Origin of the sequence: Klebsiella sp. 141198 (assembly GCF_050600785.1) — a bacterium.
GTDB lineage: Bacteria > Pseudomonadota > Gammaproteobacteria > Enterobacterales > Enterobacteriaceae > Klebsiella > Klebsiella aerogenes.
The window spans coordinates 593,818-614,556 of record NZ_JAQIRM010000004.1 but is presented as its reverse complement, the minus strand read 5'-3'; the positions used below and the strand labels follow the sequence as shown (position 1 = coordinate 614,556).

The window sequence follows — 20,739 nt, the reverse complement described above, 5'->3', positions numbered from 1 at the left end:
CTACCTTTTGCTATGATTGGTTCCGTTTAACGCCATTTACGCTACAATTGTCAGCGATTCAAATGGTTAAGAGGCGGTAATGCATCAGACGAAAACAGGTATTTTGCTAGCCAATTTAGGCACTCCCGATGCGCCCACGCCCGATGCGGTGAAGCGCTATCTGCGACAATTTCTTAGCGACAAACGGGTAGTGGATACGCCTCGTCTGCTGTGGTGGCCGCTGCTGCGCGGCATCATACTGCCGATTCGCGCTCCCCGCGTGGCGAAGCTCTATCAGTCCGTATGGATGGCGGAAGGCTCGCCGTTGATGGTGTATAGCCGTCAGCAGCAGCAGGCGCTGGCGGCCAGATTACCGGATGTCCCGGTGGCCTTGGGGATGAGCTATGGCTCGCCGTCGCTGGCAAGCGCTGTCGATGAGCTATTGGCTCAGGACGTTGACCATATCGTGGTATTGCCGTTGTATCCGCAATATTCGTGTTCTACCGTGGCGGCGGTATGGGATGAACTGGCGCGGATCCTCGCGAAAAAGCGCGCCATCCCGGGCGTTTCGTTTATCCGCGACTATGCCGATGACGCTGACTATATCCACGCGCTGGCGGCCAGCGTGCGCGCTTCGTTTGCCGTTCACGGCGAACCGGATGTGCTGCTGCTCTCCTATCACGGTATACCGCAACGCTACGCCCATGAGGGCGATGATTACCCGCAGCGCTGCCGGGTAACGACCCGCGAGCTGGTCTCAGTGCTCGGGCTGCCGCCGGAGCGGGTGATGATGACCTTCCAGTCGCGTTTTGGCCGTGAACCCTGGTTGACGCCGTACACCGACGAAACGCTAAAAATGCTCGGCGAGAAGGGCACAAAGCACGTTCAGGTTATCTGTCCGGGCTTCTCCGCCGACTGTCTGGAAACGCTGGAAGAAATCGCGGTGCAGAACCGGGAAATTTTCCTTGAGGCCGGCGGTAAGCAATATGAGTATATTCCGGCGCTTAATGCCGATCCTGCGCATATTGAGATGATGGTGAACCTGACCGCGTCGTATCGCTGATCGCGCGCGTGGCGGGGAATATGCTACTATTCCCCGCTTGTTCCCTGTCATTAAATCGCCACTATGAAATTTCCCGGTAAACGCAAATCTAAACACTATTTCCCCGTTAGCGCTCGCGATCCGCTGCTGCAACAAATTCAGCCAGAAAATGAGTCCAACGTCTCCTGGGTGGTTGGCATCGACCAGACGCTGGTGGATATCGAAGCGAAAGTGGATGAGGCGTTTATCGTACGCTACGGCCTGAGCGCCGGTCATTCGCTGGTGATTGAAGATGATGTCGCCGAAGCGCTGTATCAGGAACTGGTGCGCGACGGCCTGATCACCCATCAATTTGCCGGCGGCACCATTGGCAATACCATGCACAATTATTCGGTGCTGGCGGACGACCGCTCGGTGCTGCTCGGCGTGATGTGCAGCAACATTGAGATCGGCGGTTACGCTTATCGCTACCTGTGCAATACTTCCAGCCGTACCGATCTCAACTACCTGCAGGGCGTCGATGGCGCCATTGGCCGCTGTTTTACGCTGATTAGCGATAGCGGCGAACGTACCTTTGCCATCAGTCCAGGCCACATGAACAAGCTGCGTCCGGAAAGCATCCCGGAAGAGGTGATTGCCGGCGCTTCCGCGCTGGTGCTGACCTCCTACCTTGTGCGCTGTAAGCCGGGCGAGCCGATGCCGGACGCGACGATGAAAGCCATTGAGTATGCCAAAAAGCATGATGTGCCGGTGGTGCTGACGCTGGGAACGAAATACGTGATTGCCGACAACCCGCAATGGTGGCAGCAGTTTCTCAAGGAACACGTTTCGATTCTGGCGATGAATGAAGAAGAAGCGGAAGCGCTGACCGGTATCGCCGACCCGCTCACCGCGGCGGATAAAGCGCTGGACTGGGTCGACCTGGTGCTGTGTACCGCAGGACCGGCGGGTCTCTATATGGCGAGCTTCACCGAGGAGGAAGCGAAGCGTAAAACGCAGCATCCACTTCTGCCGGGGGCGATTGCCGAGTTCAACCAGTATGAATTCAGCCGCGCGATGCGCCATCAGGACTGTGTTAATCCGCTGCGTATCTATTCGCACATCGCGCCTTATATGGGCGGCCCGGAGAAGATCATGAACACCAATGGCGCAGGCGACGGCGCGCTGGCGGCGTTGTTGCATGATATCACCGCCAATAACTACCATCGTAATAACGTGCCGAACTCCAGCAAACATAAATGCAAATGGCTGACTTATTCATCTCTGGCGCAGGTGTGCAAATACGCCAACCGCGTCAGCTATCAGGTGCTGAATCAGCATTCGCCGCGTTTAACGCGCGGCCTGCCGGAGCGGGAAGATAGTCTGGAAGAGGCCTACTGGGACCGTTAATCCCGTGGATAAGAGTACGCCCCGCGAGCGGGGCGTCGGATCAACCGGTAACAATCTCGCCAGCCGGCGGCGTTTCCAGCAGACGTAACATCGCCCGTGCGATTTCGCGTTCCCCCATCACCACCTGATTGGCTCCGCGTTCGGTAATATAATCGACCTCATCGTCGTAATGGGCGCGGGCGATAATCTCAATGTTCGGGCATTTTTCCCGCGCTGAGGCGACAATTTCACCGGCTTCATAGCCGTTAGGAATGGTCAGCAGCAGCCAGCGGGCGCAGTCGAGATGCGCCAGATTCATGATCTCTTCGTTGGCGGCATTGCCCAACACGGCGCTGATGCCGCGCTCACGCAGCTCATCCACGCGGGTGCGGGAGGTTTCAATTACTACCAGCGGGATCCCCTGGGCCATCAGTTTCTCGCCAAGCAGGCTGCCGACGCGGCCAAAGCCGACCAGCAGCGCATGGTTGCAGATATCCACCGGCACCTGTTTTTCGTCTTCCAACACCTCTTCCAGCGTCTGTTCGTCGAGCGTTTCGGTTTTATCGAGATATTTTTCCAGCAGGGTAAACAGCACCGGGTTGAGCATAATCGAAATTATCGCCCCGGCCAGCACCAGGTTCTGCCCGGCCTGCGGCAGCAGATCCAGCGCCATGCCGAGACCCGCAAGAATAAAGGCGAATTCCCCGATTTGCGCCAGGCTGGCGGCGATGGTCAGGGCGGTACGCGGCGAGTGACCGAACATACGTACCAGGAAGAAAGCGGCGGCGGATTTACCAAAGATGATAATCGCCAGCGTCGCCAGCACCGCCAGCGGCTGTTCGACCAGGATCATCGGGTCAAATAGCATCCCGACGGAGACAAAGAACAGCACCGCGAAGGCGTCGCGCAGCGGCAGCGTATCGTGAGCGGCGCGGTGGCTGAGTTCGGATTCGTTAAGCACCATCCCGGCGAAGAATGCGCCCAGTGCGAAGGAGACGTCGAACAACTCAACGGCGCCGAAGGCGATCCCGAGCGCCAGCGCCAGTACCGACAAGGTAAACAGTTCGCGAGAGCCGGTTGCCGCGCTGCGCGACATGATCCACGGCACCAGACGGCGGCCCACCAGCATCATAATGGCAATAAAGGCGACGACTTTACCGATGGTAATACCCATATCGAGCGCCAGCGATGCCAGCCCAACATCGCCTTTTTCCACCATTCCGGCGATAGCGGGCAGCAGCACCAGCGTCAGTACCATCACTAAATCTTCAACGATCAGCCAGCCGATGGCGATTTGCCCACGCTGGCTATCAATAAGCTGCCGTTCCTCCAGCGCGCGCAGCAACACCACGGTGCTGGCGGTGGAAAGACACAGGCCAAAAACGATGCCGGTCATCAGCGACCAGCCGAGCAGGGAAGAGAGCGCCATCCCGAGCAGCGTCGCCACGGCTATCTGGGCGATGGCTCCGGGAATGGCTATCGACTTTACCGCCATGAGATCTTTCAGCGAAAAGTGCAGCCCGACGCCAAACATCAGCAAGATGACGCCAAGTTCGGCCAGTTCAGGCGCAAGCTTGGTATCCGCAACAAAACCAGGAGTAAATGGACCGGCCAGCACGCCCGCTAATAAATATCCTACCAGTGGAGAAATACGTAGCTTATTGGCAATCATGCCGAGAATAAAGGCGAGCACAAGGCCGCCGACAATGGTGGTGATTAGCGGTGTTGCGTGATGCATTCCGTCTCCTTGCGTGTGGTGAGCCGATCCATTTTCGCTACTTAAAGCAAAAAACCGATTAATAGTTTATGACACTTTTGCTCGTTTTGTTTATGAATAATTATTGAAATTTGCGAAAAATTGGAATTACGGCAGAAAAAAGCACAGACAGGAAAATGGCGGCAGGTCATGGTGGCGTAATGCTGATGGGATAAGGGATTGCGGCGGCCAAACTTTCACTTTGGCCGCCAGATACTCAGGCTTTTTGATGGTTATTAGGCAGGAATATCGTCAGAATGCCAAGAAGCGGCAGGAAAGCACAGATTTTATAGACCAGATCGATGCTGGTATGGTCGGCTAACAACCCCAACACCGCGGCGCCAAGGCCGCCCATGCCAAACGCGAATCCGAAGAACAGACCGGAAACCATACCGATTCTCCCCGGCAACAGCTCCTGGGCATAGACCAGAATAGCGGAAAAGGCTGATGCGAGGATAAAACCAATTATCACCGTCAGGATCCCGGTCCATTCCAGCGATGCGTACGGTAAAATAAGGGTAAATGGCGCCACGCCGAGGATAGAGCCCCAAATTACATATTTACGACCTATCTTATCGCCAACAGGCCCGCCAATCACCGTACCTGCGGCTACTGCAAACAGGAAGGCGAACAAGTGAAGTTGGGCGTTTTGCACCGATAATCCGAACTTATGCATAAGATAAAAGGTGTAATAGCTACTGATGCTCGCCATGTAGAAGTATTTGGAGAAAATCAGCATTAACAGGATGCAGACGGCAAGGATGACTTTGTTACGCGGCAGCGGATTAACGATAACCGGCTTCGGTTTGCCTTTATTCATTCTGTGTTGCGCGGCGTACCAGCGGCTGATTTGCGACAGCACGACGATCGCCAGCAGCGCGGCCAGCACGAACCAGGCGACGTTGCCTTTGCCGTAGGGAGCGATGATCACCGCCGCCAGCAGCGGCCCCAGCGAGCTGCCGAAGTTGCCGCCAACCTGGAATAGCGATTGCGCCAGACCGTGACGGCCGCCGGAAGCCATCCGCGCCACGCGTGAGGATTCCGGATGGAAGACCGAAGAGCCGGTGCCGACAAGCGCAGCGGCCAGCAGCACCATGCCGAAGCTGCCGGCCAGCGCTAACAGAATTAAGCCGCAGAGGGTGAAACACATCCCCACCGGTAATGACCACGGCATCGAGCGTTTATCGGTGATGTAGCCAATCACCGGCTGGAAAAGCGATGACGTCAGCTGGAAGGTGAGGGTGATCGAGCCGATCTGCACGAAAGTTAACGAGAATTCCGCCTGCAGCAGCGGATAAATCGCCAGGATGAGCGACTGGATCATGTCGTTTAGCAGATGGGAGAGGCTGATTGCTCCCAGGATGCCAAATGAGGTGCGCGCTTTTTGCGGCGGCACGCCGGTACCGGGTAAGGACTGAGCGGATTGGTTGGTTGTCATAGGTTCACTTCAGCGAGTTCTATTTGTTGTAGAGAATGCAGGTTGATACCCTAAATAATTCGAGTTGCAAGAAGGCGGCGACACAGAGAATCCCCAGGAGCTTACTCTAGTAAGTGACTGGGGTGAGCGAGGAGAGCCAACGCACATGCAACTTGAAGTATGACGGGTAGAATTATTATCAGACTAACATACCTGTCCCTAAGGTTTGAAGGAAGTCGCAATTCTGAAAACATATTTGTCAAAGCGGCTGACTCGCTATACTTTCGGCACTTGTTATTAAGTCAGGGAGTGAAACATGCATTATTTAAAACGCGGCGTGGCGCTGGCGTTATTCGCCGCCTTATCGCTGGGAAGCCTGTCAGCGCAGGCCTATGAGCAGGACAAAACCTATAAAATCACCATCCTGCACACCAACGACCACCACGGTCATTTCTGGCGCAACGATTATGGCGAATATGGCCTTGCGGCGCAGAAGACGCTGGTGGACGGTATCCGCAAAGAGGTGGCGGCCGAAGGCGGTAGCGTCCTGCTGCTGTCCGGCGGCGATATCAATACCGGGGTGCCGGAATCCGATTTACAGGATGCAGAACCTGATTTTCGCGGCATGAACCTGATAGGTTACGATGCCATGGCGGTCGGCAACCATGAGTTTGATAACCCGCTCAGCGTGCTGCGCCAGCAGGAGAAGTGGTCGAAGTTCCCGTTCCTGTCGGCCAATATCTATCAGAAAAGCACCGGCGAACGCCTGTTTAAACCTTGGGCGCTGTTTAAGCGCGGCGGGCTGAAGATTGCGGTGATTGGCTTAACCACCGATGATACGGCGAAAATCGGCAACCCGGAATATTTCACCGATATCGAATTCCGTAATCCGGCGGCAGAAGCCAAGCTGGTTATCCAGGAATTACAGCAAAATGAAAAGCCGGACGTGATTCTGGCGACCACCCACATGGGCCACTATGACAACGGTAATCACGGCTCTAACGCGCCGGGCGACGTTGAAATGGCGCGGAGCCTACCTGCGGGATCGCTGGCGATGATCGTCGGCGGCCACTCGCAGGATCCGGTATGCATGGCGTCGGAGAATAAAAAGCAGGTCGATTATGTCCCCGGAACCCCGTGCGCACCGGATCGCCAGAATGGCATCTGGATCGTGCAGGCTCACGAGTGGGGAAAATATGTCGGCCGCGCCGATTTTGAATTCCGCAACGGTGAGATGAAGCTGGTGCACTATCAGCTAATCCCGGTCAACCTGAAGAAGAAAGTCACCTGGGACAACGGTCAGAGCGAGCGCGTATTGTATACGCCGCAAATTGCTGAAAACCCGCAGATGCTCTCGCTGTTAACGCCGTTCCAGAATAAAGGCAAGGCGCAGTTACAGGTGAAAATAGGCAGCGTCAACGGCCATCTTGAAGGCGATCGCAGCAAAGTTCGCTTCGTACAAACCAATATGGGGCGTCTGCTGCTGGCGGCGCAGATGGCGCGCAGCAATGCTGATTTCGCGGTGATGAGCGGCGGCGGTATTCGCGACTCTATCGAAGCGGGTGATATTACCTATAAAGACGTGATGAAAGTGCAGCCGTTCGGCAACGTGCTGACTTACGTCGATATGAGCGGTAAAGAGGTGACTGAGTACCTGACCGCCGTCGCGCAGATGAAGCCGGATTCCGGCGCTTATCCGCAGTTCGCCAACGTCAGTTTCGTTGCCAAAGACGGCAAGCTTAACGATCTGAAAATCAAAGGCGAACCGGTTGATCCGGCGAAAACTTACCGTATGGCGACGCTGAACTTTAACGCCACCGGCGGTGACGGCTACCCGCACATCGATAATAAACCGGGATACGTAAATACCGGTTTTATCGATGCCGAGGTGCTGAAAGAGTACATCGAGAAGAACTCGCCGCTGGATGCGGCGGCCTACGAGCCGAAGGGCGAGGTCAGCTGGCAGTAAGCCATCGCGTACCGGGGCCCGGATAAGGCGCGTGCGCCGCTATCCGGGACGGTGTGCTTAATCGCGGCGGGCGATATCGGCGAACTTCGCGTCCAGAAGCTTCGCCAGATCGCTTGCCGCCAGTTCAATATCCAGCCCGCGTTTGCCGCCGGAAATATAGATGGTGGCAAATTCCTGCGCCGGGGCATCAATCACCGTCGGCAGGCGCTTTTTCTGCCCCAGCGGGCTGATGCCGCCGACCAGGTATCCGGTGATCCGCTGTGCGACCATTGGGTCGGCCATATCTACCTTCTTGGCGCCCAGCGCTTTGGCCACTTTTTTCAAATCCAACTGTCCGGCAACCGGGGTGACGGCGACCGCCAGATGTTTCATATCGCCGTTAACGGCCACTAATAGCGTCTTGTAAACCTGATCCGCATTGAGCCCCAGCTTGCGAACCACTTCATCGCCAAAATTGGTCTCTTGAGGATCGTGTTCGTAGCTGTGGATCTGAAAGGTAATTTTGTTTTTTTCGAGTAATTTAACGGCGGGAGTCATAGTAATCCTTCTTACCAACCGACCTAACGTATGACCAGCATACGCGTGAGGGTTGTATAAAAAATAGTACCATCTTGCGCAATAGTATTGGCAGTGATGGTCACTTTGAGCGACAATCAGACGATCCGGGATGTATATCCCGGGATAATAATAATGATGAAATTCCTCTTTGACGGGCCAATAGCAATATTGGCCATTTTTTTACGTCAACATATCCGGCAGGTTCCCTTCGCCATACAGATGCAGCGCGCCGACGGCGACGACGTAACGCCCCGGCGGCAGGGCAAGCAGCGTGTCGCGCCAGGCTATGTTGCGCTGATGCATCAGTACATCATATAAAGACTGGCTGAAGGTCGTCGGCAGCGTTTCCGCGCCGCGCGACGGCGGTTGTTCCAGCCACCAGCCGATCATGACCTGCAGTAAACGGGCGTTGGTGCGCCAGTGGCTCAGCGTATCTTCCAGCAGCGCCTTACCGCCGTCAGGCAGATTGCGTAACAGCGCGATCTGGCTATCGGCGCCTTCCAGCTCCATTACCCTTATGTTGCTCTCGCGGGCAGCCATCAGCAACTGATAATCAATGCCGTAATCGGGTCGTAACCCCAGCTTTTGCGCCTGAGTGGCTTGTAGCACCATCGCCACCTGCCATAGCGGCTGGCTATCGAAAAGATCGACCGACAAACCCAGTTCGCCGGCGCGTGAGCGTAATTCTGCTAATTGTGTTTCGCTCAGACGTTCAGCCAGCGGGGGATAAGAGGGGAGATTACTGAAAGGCGTTTCATTACCGGTGATATCTGCTTCGACGATTAAGGCGTCGGCCTGACGTATCTTTTTCAGTAGCTTAGCCGGCGGCGGCGCCATGTCGCGGGTGCCCATATGGATGCTGCCGACGAGGTGTAAATAACGGTCGCCGGGCAGGACGATATCCATTGCAGGCCAGGAATAAGACGAGCCGACGGCGGCTCGCCACAGCATTTTTATTCGGTTTAACAGGCCCATACGCGCTCCGAAGTGTGAGGCATTCATGCTAGCGCATCTGGTGGTGGCCGTCATCTTTCCCGCGGGTTTTTATTGCCGCCAATAAATAAACGGGCGCTGAGTAACCTCAGCGCCCGTTTTCCTGTGGCTGTGCCTATTCTTTCGGTTTAAAGCGCAGCAGGCGGTTAGCGTTACTCACCACGGTGATTGACGACAGCGCCATTGCCGCGCCGGCGACCACCGGGTTCAGCAGGGTACCGGTCAGCGGCCAGAGGATCCCAGCGGCAATCGGGATGCCTAACGAGTTATAAACAAATGCGCCCAGCAGGTTCTGTTTCATATTGCGTAACGTCGCCTTCGAAATCGCTAAAGCATCGGCCACGCCGTTAAGACTATGGCGCATCAGGGTGATCGCCGCGGTTTCAATGGCGACATCGCTGCCGCCGCCCATGGCGATACCGACATCCGCCTGCGCCAGTGCCGGGGCGTCGTTAATACCGTCGCCGACCATCGCCACTTTGTGTCCTTCGCTCTGCAGACGTTTAATGGCATCGGCTTTTCCGTCCGGCAGCACGCCGGCTATCACTTCATCAATGCCCGCTTCTTTGGCGATGGCATTGGCGGTGGTCGGGTTATCCCCGGTGAGCATGACCAGCCGGTAGCCCTGACGATGCAGGCGCGCCAGCGCGTCGATGCTATCTTCACGTAGCGGGTCGCGGATGGCGAACAGCGCGGCGGCCTGACCATCGATCGCCAGCAGTACCGGCGTGGCGCCGCGCGAGGCCTGTGTCGTCATCTCGCTTTCCAGCTCGGCGGTGGCGATATGCTGCTCGTTAAGCAGCGCCTGGTTGCCGAGCAGCAGTCGATGGCCTTCCGCTTCACCGCTGACGCCGAGCCCGCGCAGGGTACGGAAGCCGCTTACCTCCGGTAAAGTGCTGTCGGCGGCTTTATCAAGGATCGCCCGCGCCAGCGGATGGCTCGAACCCTGCTCGAGCGCGGCGGCAAGACGCACCGCGGTTGTTTCATCAACCCCTGCAAAGGTTTTCACGGCCACCACCTGCGGCTTGCCTTCGGTCAGGGTGCCGGTTTTATCAAACACCAGCGTATCGAGTTCGCTGGCGCGCTGCAGAGCATCGGCGTCACGCACCAGAACGCCATATTCTGCCGCCCGGCCGACGCCGGAAATAATCGACATCGGTGTTGCCAGGCCTAACGCGCATGGACAGGCGATAATCAGTACCGTGGTGGCAATGACCAGGGTATAGACGATTTGCGGCGCCGGGCCGAAGAAGTACCAGATAGCGGCGCTAATCAGCGCAATGGCTACCACTGCCGGAACAAATACCGCCGAGATTTTATCCGCCAGTTGGCCGATTTCCGGTTTGCTACTTTGCGCCTGGCGCACCATGCGAATAATCCGCGCCAGCGTGGTCTGGCTGCCGACGGCGCTGGCGGTAAACAGCACGCTGCCGTCCTGCACCACGGTACCGGCATGAATGGCGTCGCCATCGCCTTTTTGCTGCGGTACCGGTTCGCCGGTGAGCATGGCTTCATCAAACCAGGCTTCGCCCTGGCTTATCACGCCGTCAACCGGAACGCGATCGCCAGTGGTCAGGCGCAGCGTCATACCCGCCTCAACTTCCGCGAGCGGCAGATCTTTCTCGCCTTCAGGCGTCACGACGCGTGCCGAAGGCGGCGTCAGGTCGAGCAGTTTTTCCAGCGCTTTCGAGGAGCGCTGGCGCGCGCGGGCTTCCAGCATATGGCCGAGGTTGATAAGACCAATGATCATTGCGCTGGCTTCGTAATACAGGTGGCGCGCTTCCATCGGAAACCACTGCGGCCACAGGTTGACGCTCATTGAATATAGCCAGGCGACACCAGTCCCCAGGGCGACCAGCGTATCCATGGTGGCGGTGCCGTTTTTCAGGCTTTTCCAGGCGCTGCGGTAGAAGTGACCGCCTGCGAAGACCATCACCGCGAGGGTGATAAGGCCGATGACCAGCCACAGCGATCGATTGTCGTCGCTGACCATCATGTTATCGCCGATCATGCCCCAGACCATAACCGGTACGCCGACCAGCAGGGCGACAATCGCCTGCCAGCGAAAACGTTTCATGGTGGCGATGGCGGTTTCCTGCTGTCGTTCGCGGCGTTCGAGATCGTCTTCGATCGCCTCCGCGCCGTAGCCGGCTTTTTCCACCGCCTGCACTAATTCTGCGGCGGACGCACTGCCCATCACCAGCGCCGTGCGTTCCGCCAGGTTTACCCGCGCCTGTGAGACTCCCGGCACCGCGGCAAGCGCGTTTTGTACCCGGGAAACGCAACTGGCGCAGCTCATGCCGTTGATCAGCAGCTGTTGACTGTCATCCTCGTCATGGGCTGCCGGAAGCTCGGGAGTGGCCGCTGTCAGTGCTTCCGACGGGATTGATGATTCTGCCAGCGGTTTAGCCTTTGGGTGGCTGAGCTCCGCGCCGTATCCGGCTTGTTTGATGGTCTCAATCAGGGCTGCAGCGCTGGCGCTGCCCGTGACGTGGGCTTCGGTAACAGTGACATCAGCCTGTTCAACGTCGGGACGTTGTTCGAGGCTCTCTTTCACGCGTTTAACGCAGTGGCCGCAGGAGAGGCCATCAAGCGTCAGGTCGATAGTGTTAGACATAAAAAACTCCTGAATAATTTCCGGTTAATGATTGACCGAACACACTCTTTCATCGAGTATTAAGAAGGTTAAACCTTCCAGCAAGGGGAAGGTCAAGGGGGAAAAATGAATATTAGCGATGTGGCGAAAAAAACCGGCTTAACCAGCAAAGCGATTCGTTTTTACGAAGAGAAAGGGCTGGTGACGGCGCCGCTGCGTAGCGATAACGGCTACCGTACCTATAGTCAGAAGCATCTGGATGAACTGACGCTGCTGCGCCAGGCGCGGCAGGTGGGATTTAATCTGGAAGAGTGCCGCGAGCTGGTGGCGTTATTCAACGATCCGTCGCGGCACAGCGCCGATGTGAAAAAAAGAACGCTGGAGAAAGTCGCGGATATTGAGAACCATATCCGCGAGTTGCAAAAAATGCGCGCGCATCTGCTGGCGCTGGCGGACGCCTGCCCAGGCGATGAGAGCGCGGATTGCCCAATAATGGATAACCTCTCCGGCTGCTGTCACCGCAAAGCGCAGGCTTAACGGACGGCGGCTCTTATCCGCAAGGTAATTCCTTCGATGGCGACCACTTCAACCTTGCTGCCCGCCGCGAGGTCCTCATCGGCAATCACCGGCCAGGAGCTATCGCCGACGCGGACGTGGCCACGACCGTTTTCCAGCGCGTTGTCGAGAGTGAAACGACGGCCAACCAGCTGCTGGCCGCGCTGGTTAAGCTGCGCGTCGGCGGGGCGCTGCTGCCTCATACGTTTACGCAGCCATTTTGACCACAGCCAGGCCGCCAGCAGGGTAAGAACGGCAAACAGCGTCCCTTGCCATTCCCAACTGAACGGAATAGCCCAGGTCAGCAGGCCGGTGACGACGCCAGCTACGCCGCTCCACAGCAGGTAGCCATTGCTGCCGAGCATCTCTGCCGCCAGCAATAGCCCGCCGAGAGTCAGCCAGAAAATATGCGGATGGGCGAGGATCAGGGCGATCATGATTTTTTCCGTTCGGCGCTGCTCTCTTTCAACAGTTCGCCGATCCCGGCTATCGAGCCCATCAGGCTGCTGGCATCCAGCGGCATCAGTACCACTTTGCTGTTGTTGGCGGCGCCAATCTGCTGCAGCGCGTCGGTATATTTCTGCGCCACGAAGTAGTTAATTGCCTGAATGTCCCCTGAGGCAATCGCCGATGACACCATCTGGGTGGCGCGGGCTTCCGCTTCGGCGGAACGTTCGCGGGCTTCCGCCTGCAGGAAGGCTGACTGACGTTCACCTTCGGCTTTGAGGATTTGCGACTGCTTTTCGCCTTCGGCTTTGAGAATTTCCGCCTGGCGCACCCCTTCAGCTTCCAGGATGTAGGCGCGTTTGGTTCGCTCGGCTTTCATCTGGGCGTTCATTGAGGAGATAAGTTCCGCAGGCGGACGAACGTCGCGGATTTCGACGCGGGTGATTTTTACCCCCCACGGATTGGTGGCGTCGTCGACGATATGCAGCAGGCGGGTGTTAATGCTATCGCGCTGGGAGAGCATTTCATCCAGTTCCATCGAGCCGAGCACGGTACGAATATTGGTCATCGTCAGATTGACGATTGCCAGCTCAAGATTGCTGACTTCATAGGCGGCTTTTGGCGCATCGATAACCTGAATGAAGCAGACGGCGTCAATGGTGACGTTGGCGTTATCGCGGGAGATGACTTCCTGTGAAGGGATATCCAGCACCTGCTCCATCATGTTCACTTTACGGCCGATGCGGTCCATAAACGGTACCACTAAACTTAAGCCCGGCTGCAGCGTCTGCGTGTAGCGGCCAAAGCGTTCGACGGTCCATTGATATCCCTGCGGCACGATTTTTACTGCCGCCCCCACAATGACCAGTGCGACAAAAATAAGAACGGGGATAAAAATCAGCATCAAAAACCTCCTGTCTTGTTGCCTGATGGGCGCCGCAGCGAAATGGCGCATGTTTAAACAGAGTATAACTTTCTCCTTGTTCCGGTGAAAGAAAACTGGAGTAAACTGTCTGGGTTTGAGGAAATAAACTGGACATATAATGAAGGAAAATAACGCGATTTTACGTCTCGAGGGTGTTGGTTTTAAAACCGACGACGCGGTCATCCTGAATAATATCGATCTCCGGATTGCGGCCGGGGAATTTAAGTTGATTACCGGGCCATCCGGATGCGGCAAAAGTACGCTGCTGAAAATTATCGCCTCGCTGCTGAGCCCGACCAGCGGAGAGATTTTTTTCAATGACAAAGATATCACTACGCTGACGCCAGAAAACTATCGCCAGCAGGTCTCTTACTGCGCGCAAACCCCGGCGCTATTCGGCGATTCGGTCTATGACAACCTGGTCTTCCCATGGCAGATCCGCAACAAACAGCCGGATCCTAAAGCGCTGATTGCCGACCTCGAACGATTCGGGCTGGCGGATAATACGTTGGAGAAATCCATTAATGAGCTTTCCGGCGGTGAAAAGCAGCGGGTCTCGCTCATTCGTAATTTGCAGTTTCTACCGCAGGTTTTGCTGCTTGATGAAATTACCAGCGCGCTGGATGAAAGTAATAAGCGCAACGTTAACGAGATTATTCATCGCTACGCGACGGAAAAAGGGATGGCCATTCTGTGGGTCACTCACGACCAGAACGAAATTGCCCATGCTGATGAAGTCATTACGCTACAGCCTGCCGGCGGGAAAATGCAGGAGGTGAAAAATGAACGGGCATAATATTACTAACGAATCACTGGCGCTCTCGATGGTGCTGGTGCTGGTAGCGATCGTCGTCAGCTATCGGGAAAAGCTAGCGCTGGAAAAAGATATCATCTGGAGTATTTGCCGGGCGATAGTGCAATTAATTATCGTCGGCTACGTGCTGAAATATATCTTTAACGTCAACCATGCGGTGTTGACGCTATTGATGGTGCTGTTTATCTGCTTCAACGCGGCGTGGAATGCGAAGAAGCGCAGTAAATATATCGACAAAGCTTTTGTTTCATCGTTTATCGCTATTACCACCGGCGCTGGACTAACGTTGGCGGTACTGGTCTTCTCGGGGTCGATCGCCTTTGTGCCGATGCAGGTTATTCCGATTGCCGGCATGGTGGCCGGTAACGCTATGGTGGCGGTAGGACTGTGCTACAACAATATGGGCCAGCGTTTTAACAGTGAGCAGCAGCAGATTCAGGAGAAGCTAAGCCTCGGCGCGACGCCGAAGATGGCCTCCGCGCGGCTGATTCGCGACAGCATACGCGCTTCGTTGATTCCCACGGTAGATTCGGCGAAAACGGTCGGGCTGGTGAGTTTACCGGGCATGATGTCGGGACTGATTTTCGCCGGGATTGACCCGGTGAAGGCGATTAAGTATCAGATTATGGTCACGTTTATGTTGCTATCGACCGCCAGCCTGTCGACGATTATTGCCGGTTATCTGACCTACCGGAAGTTCTTCAATGCCCGCCATCAATTGGTGGTGACGCAGTTGAAAAAGCGCCCGTAAGTATTCCCGGGTTACGGCTTACGCCTTACCCGGGCTACCACGGCGTAATCTGTAGCCCGGATAAGCGTAGCGCTATCCGGGTCAGCGCCTCTGATTAATACAGCAGTGAATACAGCTGGCGGCGGTACTTCGCCGCCAGGGCGTCGCCGGTGCCGAGCGCCGCGAGGATCTCTTGCAGCATTTTGCGCACCTGGCCATCGCCGGCGCCTAAATCTTTTTGCAGATGCGTGAAGAGCAGCGCCAGCGCTTCTTCGTTGCGCCCGACCTGGTGCAGCTGCAACGCCAACTGAGACGCCAGCGCCGCGTCGTCCGGGTTCTGCTCGACCTGCTGCTGAAGTTGCTGGATTTCCGGGGTATCAGCGGCCTGCTTAAGCAGGTCAATCTGCGCCACCAGTCCCTGATAACGGGTGTCTTGATCCTGCAGCGGCACGGTTTTCAGCACACCTTCGGCCTCATCGGAACGCTGCAGGGCAATTAGCGTTTCCGCCAGCAGCAGGCCAATCTGGCTATCCTGGTTAGACAACTGCCAGGCCTCTTTCAGCAGCGGCAGCGCGTCGGCGTATTTTTCTTCCTGCATCAGCGCCAGCGCTTCCTGCGCTTTCAATTCTTCTTCGCGCGGCAGCACTTTATCCAGCAGGGCGCGGATAGCCTCTTCCGGCTGCGGGCCTTCAAAACCATCTACCGGCTGGCCGTTCTGGAACAGATACACCGTTGGGATCGCGCGCAGACCAAACTGCGAGGCCAGCATCTGCTCCGCGTCGCAATCTACTTTCGCCAGCGTAAACTGACCGTGGTATTGGGCGGCCAGGCGCTCAAGCACCAGCGTCAGCTGTTCGCAGTGCTGGCTGCGGGCGGACCAGAAGTAAAACAGCACCGGCGCATTCATGGATTGCTGCAGCGTCTGCTGCAGATTAGCTTCGGTAATATTGACAATATTCTGTTCGGACATGAGCGTATCTCGTTGGTCGATTTCTGTTTTAGATGGGGGCGACATTCAGCGCTTCAACTCAGCCCTGGATAATTTTGTCCATCGCACGGGCCGGTAGCAGGCGTTTTAACCAGCCTACTGCGTGGGTGACCAGCGTCACCGGATAGCGCAGTTTCGGTTTGTCGCTGACGAAGGCATGACGCACTTTTTCCACCACCGCCTCCGGGCCGAGCGTAAAGCGCGCGGCAATACCGGGATTTTCTACCGTCTTGTCGCCGGTCTGGTTAACATTGTTGGTAAAGCGGGTGCGGATTGGCCCAGGCTCAATCAGGCTGACTTTTATGCCGCTGTGGCGGAGTTCCATACGCAGTGCATCGGACCACGCCTCCAGCGCGTATTTACTGGCGGCATAGGCGCCGCGACCGGGGCTGGAAATCAGGCCCATCACCGAAGAGGTCATCACGATGCGGCCTTCGCCGTGCGGCTGCATGGCGGGCAGCAACAGCATGGTGAGCTGATGGGCGCCAAAAAAGTTGGCGGAAAACTGCTGTTCCATCTGCTGACGGCTGATGGTGGTGAGCGGGCCATAGACGCCGTAGCCTGCATTATTGAACAGGCCATACAGGCGGTTATCGGTCAGCGCGATGACTTCGGCGGCGGCATTTTCGACGCTTTGCGGGTCATCAAGATCCAACAAAATACCGGTCAGACCCAGTTCCTGCATACGAGCGACATCCTCCCCCTTACGGCAGGCGGCCAGTACGCGGAAGCCCTGGCGCTTTAAATCAAGGGCGCTTTCGAGGCCAATTCCGCTGGAACATCCTGTAACTAAAACCGATTTTTGCATAACTTTACCTGTGAATGACTCCCGGCGTTCAGGAGTCATGATTAACTAAGGGAGCCAACCGGGTTGCCATCCAGTCGGCAATAAACGGTTGCGCATCGCGATTAGGATGAATGCCGTCGTCCTGCATCCATTGTGGCTTGAGATAAACCTCCTCCATAAAAAAGGGCAGCAGAGGAATATCGAACTCTTTGGCCAGTTGCGGATAAATCGCGCTAAAGGCTTCATTATAACGGCGCCCATAGTTAGCGGGCAGGCGTATTTGCATCAGCAGCGGCTGGGCCTTTGCCGCTTTGATATCCTGAATAACGGTGCGCAGCGTCTGCTCCGTTTGCTGCGGCGGGAAACCGCGCAGTCCGTCGTTGCCGCCCAGCTCCACCAGCACCCAGCGCGGCTGGTGCTGCTTCAGTAGCGCCGGCAGGCGCGCCAGTCCCTGCTGCGAGGTGTCGCCGCTGATACTGGCATTGATCACCGTCGTTTTGGCCTGCCACTTGTCGTTGAGCAGAGCAGGCCAGGACGTATTGGCCGCCATTCGATAGCCGGCGCTCAGGCTATCGCCAAGCACTAACAGCGTATCCGCCGCCATCGCGCGACAGGTAAACAGAACCATAAACAGGAAAGGCAAATGCCAGCGGAAAACATACTTGAAGTTCATCATCTTAAGAAATCCGTCGGTCAGGGAGAGCATCAGTTGTCCATCCTTACCGGAGTTGAGCTGGTTGTCAAACCGGGGCAAACCATCGCCCTGATTGGCGAGTCTGGTTCCGGGAAATCCACGTTGCTGGCCATTCTCGCCGGGCTTGATGATGGGAGCAGCGGCGAAGTGTCTCTTTTGGGGCAACCGCTGCATCAGATGGATGAAGAGGCGAGGGCGACGCTACGCGCAAAGCACGTAGGTTTTGTCTTTCAATCGTTTATGTTGATTCCGACGTTAAACGCCCTTGAGAACGTCGAGCTGCCGGCATTGCTGCGCGGCGCCAGCGATAGCCAGAGCCGTGGCGATGCGCGCGCGCTGCTTGAACAGCTGGGGCTTGGCAAACGCCTGCACCATTTGCCGGCCCAGCTTTCCGGCGGCGAGCAGCAGCGGGTGGCGCTGGCCCGCGCCTTTAACGGCCGTCCGGCGCTGCTGTTTGCCGATGAGCCGACCGGCAATCTTGACCGTCATACCGGCGATAAAATCGCCGATCTGCTGTTCTCGCTTAACCGCGAACACGGCACCACGCTGATTCTGGTGACCCACGATCCGCTACTGGCGGCGCGCTGCGATCGTCGCTTACGCCTGGTGGATGGCAAGTTGCAGGAGGAAGCATGATAGCCCGCTGGTTCTGGCGCGAATGGCGCTCGCCTTCGCTGCTCATCGTCTGGTTGGCATTAAGCATGGCGGTGGCCTGCGTGCTGGCGCTGGGCTCAATCAGCGACCGTATGGAAAAAGGGTTGAGCCAGCAAAGCCGCGATTTTATGGCCGGGGATCGCACTCTGCGCAGTTCGCGCGAAGTGCCCGCCGAGTGGATCGCCGAGGCGCGTACGCTAGGGTTAACCGTGGGCGAACAGCTGAGCTTCGCCACCATGACTTTCGCTGTAGATACCCCGCAACTGGCGGACGTGAAGGCGGTTGATGATAGCTACCCGCTGTACGGCACGCTGGAGACCGCTCCGGCGGGATTAAAACCGCAGCGCGGCAGCGTCCTGCTGGCCCCAAGGCTGATGGCGCTGCTGAATCTAAAAACCGGCGATAACATTGATGTTGGCGACGCTACCTTGCGCATCGCTGGCGAGGTCATTCAGGAGCCTGACGCCGGCTTCAACCCCTTCCAGATGGCGCCGCGGCTGCTGATGAATATCGCCGACGTGGCGAAAACCGGCGCAGTACAGCCCGGCAGCCGCGTCTCCTGGCGCTATAAGTTCGCCGGTAGCGCGCAGCAACTGGCGGCTTACGAGCGGTGGCTGCTGCCGAAACTTGGCGCGGAACATCGCTGGATTGGTCTGGAGCAGGATGATAGCGCGCTGGGGAAATCGCTGGAACGCTCGCAGCAATTTTTGCTGCTGTCCGCGTTATTAACGTTGCTGCTGGCGGTCGCTGCGGTAGCGGTCGCGATGGGGCATTACTGCCGCAGCCGCTATGATTTGGTCGCCATCCTTAAGACGCTGGGCGCCGGGCGGGCGCAGCTACGTAAACTTATCGTCGGTCAGTGGCTGATGTTGCTGGCGCTGGCGGTGGCGGCGGGGGGCGCGATGGGGCTGCTGCTGGAAAAAGCCCTGCTGTTGATGCTTAAACCGGTGCTGCCCGCCGCGCTGCCGCCGGCCAGCGGCTGGCCGTGGCTATGGGCTATCGGCGCGATGGTGGTAATTTCGCTGCTGGTTGGTTGGCGGCCCTATCGGCTGCTGCTGGCGACCCTGCCGCTACGGGTATTACGGCAAGATGTGGTGGCTAACGTCTGGCCGCTGAAACACTATATTCCCGTGGTCTGCGCGGTTGTCGTGGGCGGACTAGCCTGGCTGATGGGCGGTAGTCCGCTGCTATGGTCGGTGCTGGTCGGGGCGCTGGTGCTGGCGCTGCTGTGCGGGCTGGTAGGCTGGGCCTTGCTGTGGTTGCTCAAGCGCTTAACGCTGAAAGCGTTACCGCTACGCCTGGCGGTGAACCGCCTGTTGCGCCAGCCGTGGTCAACGCTGAGCCAACTGGCGGCGTTTTCACTGTCGTTTATGCTGCTGGCTCTGCTGTTGGTGTTACGCGGCGATCTGCTCGAACGCTGGCAGCAGCAGTTACCCCCGGAAAGCCCGAACTACTTCCTGATTAATATCGCTCCCGAACAGGTTGTGCCGGTGAAGACATTCCTGGCCGAACACCAGACCCGGGCGGCGGAGTTTTATCCCATCGTGCGCGCGCGTTTGACGCAGATTAACGGTCAGACGACGGAAGGGAATAAAGACGAAGCGCTGAATCGCGAACTGAATCTCACCTGGAGCAAGCAGCGCCCGGATCATAATCCGCTGGTGGCCGGGAGCTGGCCGCCGAAGGTGGGCGAGGTGTCAATTGAAGAGGGGCTGGCGCAGCGGTTGGGCGTCAGGATCGGTGATAGCGTCACCTTTACCGGCGACACCCAGCAATTTAACGCTAAGGTGACCAGCGTGCGCAAAGTTGACTGGGAGAGCCTGCGGCCAAACTTCTTCTTTATTTTCCCGCCAGGGGCGCTGGATGGGCAGCCGCAAAGCTGGCTCACCAGCTTCCGCTGGGATAATGGCAACGCGATGCTGACCCAGCTTAACCGCGAGTTTCCCACCGTTAGCCTGCTGGATATCGGCGCCATCCTGCGCCAGGTCGGCCAGGTATTGACGCAGGTAAGTCGGGCGTTGGAAGTCATGGTGGTGCTGGTCACCGCCTGCGGCGTATTACTGCTGCTGGCTCAGGTGCAGGTCGGGATGCGTCAGCGGCATCAGGAGCTGGTCGTCTGGCGGACGCTGGGGGCTGGAAAAAGCTTGCTGCGTACCACGCTGTGGGCGGAGTTCGCCCTGCTTGGCGTGGTGTCGGGGCTGGTGGCGGCCATTGGCGCCGAGGTAGCGCTGGCGATGCTGCAAACAAAAGTGTTTGATTTCCCATGGACGCCGGACTGGCGGCTGTGGGTTATGCTGCCACTCTCAGGCGCTATTTTATTATCATTATGCGGCGGATGGTTGGGATTACGCTTATTAAAAGGCAAAGCGTTATTCCGACAATTTAACCAGTAAATAGATTTCATTTTTATGAAGCGCCGCGCAATTTCGCGGCGCTTTTATTTTAACGGCACAAAATGATAATTCGT

The 20,739-nt window shown here is 57.1% G+C and carries 18 protein-coding genes; 8 read left to right on the top strand and 10 right to left on the bottom strand.

Annotated elements, in window-relative coordinates; genetic code table 11:
* Positions 1-79 precede the first annotated feature (79 nt).
* Complete coding sequence (hemH, locus tag PGR10_RS16820; RefSeq protein ID WP_087860353.1) at positions 80-1,042, top strand: ferrochelatase; 963 nt, start codon at positions 80-82, stop codon at positions 1,040-1,042.
* Between the two features lie 63 nt (positions 1,043-1,105).
* Positions 1,106-2,410 carry an inosine/guanosine kinase gene (locus PGR10_RS16815; RefSeq protein WP_015367902.1) on the top strand — a complete coding sequence of 435 codons (1,305 nt, stop codon included), beginning with the start codon at positions 1,106-1,108 and terminating at the stop codon, positions 2,408-2,410.
* A gap of 40 nt (positions 2,411-2,450) precedes the next feature.
* Here PGR10_RS16815 and ybaL read toward each other — a convergent pair whose 3' ends face one another.
* Positions 2,451-4,127, bottom strand: coding sequence for a YbaL family putative K(+) efflux transporter (gene ybaL, locus PGR10_RS16810; RefSeq protein WP_015367901.1), 1,677 nt, complete (start codon positions 4,125-4,127; stop codon positions 2,451-2,453).
* Positions 4,128-4,362: 235 nt separating this feature from the next.
* Complete coding sequence (locus PGR10_RS16805) at positions 4,363-5,583, bottom strand: MFS transporter (protein WP_430923816.1); 1,221 nt, start codon at positions 5,581-5,583, stop codon at positions 4,363-4,365.
* A 295-nt stretch (positions 5,584-5,878) separates the two neighbouring features.
* On the opposite strand from PGR10_RS16805, the gene ushA reads away from it, so the two are divergent.
* Positions 5,879-7,531, top strand: coding sequence for a bifunctional UDP-sugar hydrolase/5'-nucleotidase UshA (gene ushA / locus PGR10_RS16800; protein ID WP_213794240.1), 1,653 nt, complete (start codon positions 5,879-5,881; stop codon positions 7,529-7,531).
* Between the two features lie 57 nt (positions 7,532-7,588).
* Here ushA and ybaK read toward each other — a convergent pair whose 3' ends face one another.
* The 3 genes from ybaK to copA form a co-directional block, all read right to left on the bottom strand.
* The gene (gene ybaK / locus PGR10_RS16795; protein ID WP_015367897.1) at positions 7,589-8,068 is read right to left on the bottom strand and encodes a Cys-tRNA(Pro)/Cys-tRNA(Cys) deacylase YbaK; all 480 of its coding nucleotides are present in this window, start codon (positions 8,066-8,068) and stop codon (positions 7,589-7,591) included.
* Between the two features lie 201 nt (positions 8,069-8,269).
* Positions 8,270-9,064 (bottom strand): TraB/GumN family protein, encoded by a 795-nt coding sequence (locus tag PGR10_RS16790; protein ID WP_113373765.1) that lies wholly within the window; start codon positions 9,062-9,064, stop codon positions 8,270-8,272.
* A gap of 133 nt (positions 9,065-9,197) precedes the next feature.
* Positions 9,198-11,699 carry a copper-exporting P-type ATPase CopA gene (gene copA, locus PGR10_RS16785; protein ID WP_213317123.1) on the bottom strand — a complete coding sequence of 834 codons (2,502 nt, stop codon included), beginning with the start codon at positions 11,697-11,699 and terminating at the stop codon, positions 9,198-9,200.
* A 105-nt stretch (positions 11,700-11,804) separates the two neighbouring features.
* On the opposite strand from copA, the gene cueR reads away from it, so the two are divergent.
* On the top strand, positions 11,805-12,215 hold the full coding sequence (gene cueR / locus PGR10_RS16780) for a Cu(I)-responsive transcriptional regulator (RefSeq protein WP_430923815.1): 411 nt from the start codon (positions 11,805-11,807) through the stop codon (positions 12,213-12,215).
* On the opposite strand, the gene PGR10_RS16775 is transcribed toward cueR, so the two are convergent.
* Both PGR10_RS16775 and PGR10_RS16770 read right to left on the bottom strand, forming a co-directional pair.
* Complete coding sequence (locus PGR10_RS16775; protein ID WP_430923814.1) at positions 12,212-12,670, bottom strand: NfeD family protein; 459 nt, start codon at positions 12,668-12,670, stop codon at positions 12,212-12,214. The two genes, cueR and PGR10_RS16775, sit on opposite strands and share 4 nt — an antisense overlap.
* Complete coding sequence (locus PGR10_RS16770; RefSeq protein ID WP_020079443.1) at positions 12,667-13,584, bottom strand: SPFH domain-containing protein; 918 nt, start codon at positions 13,582-13,584, stop codon at positions 12,667-12,669. Before PGR10_RS16770 ends, PGR10_RS16775 begins: the two co-directional genes overlap by 4 nt.
* A 139-nt stretch (positions 13,585-13,723) precedes the next feature.
* Here PGR10_RS16770 and fetA point away from each other — a divergent pair, with 139 nt between their 5' ends.
* Both fetA and fetB read left to right on the top strand, forming a co-directional pair.
* The gene (fetA, locus tag PGR10_RS16765) at positions 13,724-14,401 is read left to right on the top strand and encodes an iron efflux ABC transporter ATP-binding subunit FetA (protein ID WP_087860346.1); all 678 of its coding nucleotides are present in this window, start codon (positions 13,724-13,726) and stop codon (positions 14,399-14,401) included.
* Positions 14,388-15,170 carry an iron efflux ABC transporter permease subunit FetB gene (gene fetB / locus PGR10_RS16760; protein ID WP_015367890.1) on the top strand — a complete coding sequence of 261 codons (783 nt, stop codon included), beginning with the start codon at positions 14,388-14,390 and terminating at the stop codon, positions 15,168-15,170. The genes fetA and fetB overlap by 14 nt, the downstream gene beginning before the upstream one ends.
* Positions 15,171-15,264: 94 nt before the next feature.
* Here the strand turns inward: fetB and PGR10_RS16755 are convergent, their stop codons facing one another.
* The 3 genes from PGR10_RS16755 to tesA are packed head-to-tail and all read right to left on the bottom strand — an operon-like array spanning position 15,265 to position 17,600.
* Complete coding sequence (locus PGR10_RS16755) at positions 15,265-16,119, bottom strand: thioredoxin family protein (RefSeq protein ID WP_113373769.1); 855 nt, start codon at positions 16,117-16,119, stop codon at positions 15,265-15,267.
* 58 nt (positions 16,120-16,177) lie between these two features.
* Complete coding sequence (locus PGR10_RS16750) at positions 16,178-16,984, bottom strand: SDR family oxidoreductase (RefSeq protein WP_162750175.1); 807 nt, start codon at positions 16,982-16,984, stop codon at positions 16,178-16,180.
* Complete coding sequence (gene tesA, locus PGR10_RS16745; RefSeq protein ID WP_430923813.1) at positions 16,974-17,600, bottom strand: multifunctional acyl-CoA thioesterase I/protease I/lysophospholipase L1; 627 nt, start codon at positions 17,598-17,600, stop codon at positions 16,974-16,976. The genes PGR10_RS16750 and tesA overlap by 11 nt, the downstream gene beginning before the upstream one ends.
* Between tesA and ybbA the strand changes: the two genes are divergently transcribed.
* Both ybbA and ybbP read left to right on the top strand, forming a co-directional pair.
* Positions 17,568-18,254: a putative ABC transporter ATP-binding protein YbbA gene (gene ybbA, locus PGR10_RS16740; protein WP_047049495.1), complete on the top strand. Its 687-nt coding sequence runs from the start codon at positions 17,568-17,570 to the stop codon at positions 18,252-18,254. The genes tesA and ybbA overlap by 33 nt on opposite strands.
* On the top strand, positions 18,251-20,665 hold the full coding sequence (gene ybbP / locus PGR10_RS16735) for a putative ABC transporter permease subunit YbbP (protein WP_430923812.1): 2,415 nt from the start codon (positions 18,251-18,253) through the stop codon (positions 20,663-20,665). Before ybbA ends, ybbP begins: the two co-directional genes overlap by 4 nt.
* Positions 20,666-20,739 lie beyond the last annotated feature (74 nt).

What these genes read in the sequence shown, in the direction of transcription:
- hemH (WP_087860353.1), top strand. Translation starts at nt 80, where the DNA reads ATGCATCAGACGAAAACAGGTATTTTGCTAGCCAATTTAGGCACTCCC.
- PGR10_RS16815 (WP_015367902.1), top strand. Translation starts at nt 1,106, where the DNA reads ATGAAATTTCCCGGTAAACGCAAATCTAAACACTATTTCCCCGTTAGC.
- ybaL (WP_015367901.1), bottom strand. Translation starts at nt 4,127, where the DNA reads ATGCATCACGCAACACCGCTAATCACCACCATTGTCGGCGGCCTTGTG.
- PGR10_RS16805 (WP_430923816.1), bottom strand. Translation starts at nt 5,583, where the DNA reads ATGACAACCAACCAATCCGCTCAGTCCTTACCCGGTACCGGCGTGCCG.
- ushA (WP_213794240.1), top strand. Translation starts at nt 5,879, where the DNA reads ATGCATTATTTAAAACGCGGCGTGGCGCTGGCGTTATTCGCCGCCTTA.
- ybaK (WP_015367897.1), bottom strand. Translation starts at nt 8,068, where the DNA reads ATGACTCCCGCCGTTAAATTACTCGAAAAAAACAAAATTACCTTTCAG.
- PGR10_RS16790 (WP_113373765.1), bottom strand. Translation starts at nt 9,064, where the DNA reads ATGGGCCTGTTAAACCGAATAAAAATGCTGTGGCGAGCCGCCGTCGGC.
- copA (WP_213317123.1), bottom strand. Translation starts at nt 11,699, where the DNA reads ATGTCTAACACTATCGACCTGACGCTTGATGGCCTCTCCTGCGGCCAC.
- cueR (WP_430923815.1), top strand. Translation starts at nt 11,805, where the DNA reads ATGAATATTAGCGATGTGGCGAAAAAAACCGGCTTAACCAGCAAAGCG.
- PGR10_RS16775 (WP_430923814.1), bottom strand. Translation starts at nt 12,670, where the DNA reads ATGATCGCCCTGATCCTCGCCCATCCGCATATTTTCTGGCTGACTCTC.
- PGR10_RS16770 (WP_020079443.1), bottom strand. Translation starts at nt 13,584, where the DNA reads ATGCTGATTTTTATCCCCGTTCTTATTTTTGTCGCACTGGTCATTGTG.
- fetA (WP_087860346.1), top strand. Translation starts at nt 13,724, where the DNA reads ATGAAGGAAAATAACGCGATTTTACGTCTCGAGGGTGTTGGTTTTAAA.
- fetB (WP_015367890.1), top strand. Translation starts at nt 14,388, where the DNA reads ATGAACGGGCATAATATTACTAACGAATCACTGGCGCTCTCGATGGTG.
- PGR10_RS16755 (WP_113373769.1), bottom strand. Translation starts at nt 16,119, where the DNA reads ATGTCCGAACAGAATATTGTCAATATTACCGAAGCTAATCTGCAGCAG.
- PGR10_RS16750 (WP_162750175.1), bottom strand. Translation starts at nt 16,984, where the DNA reads ATGACTCCTGAACGCCGGGAGTCATTCACAGGTAAAGTTATGCAAAAA.
- ybbA (WP_047049495.1), top strand. Translation starts at nt 17,568, where the DNA reads ATGCCAGCGGAAAACATACTTGAAGTTCATCATCTTAAGAAATCCGTC.
- tesA (WP_430923813.1), bottom strand. Translation starts at nt 17,600, where the DNA reads ATGATGAACTTCAAGTATGTTTTCCGCTGGCATTTGCCTTTCCTGTTT.
- ybbP (WP_430923812.1), top strand. Translation starts at nt 18,251, where the DNA reads ATGATAGCCCGCTGGTTCTGGCGCGAATGGCGCTCGCCTTCGCTGCTC.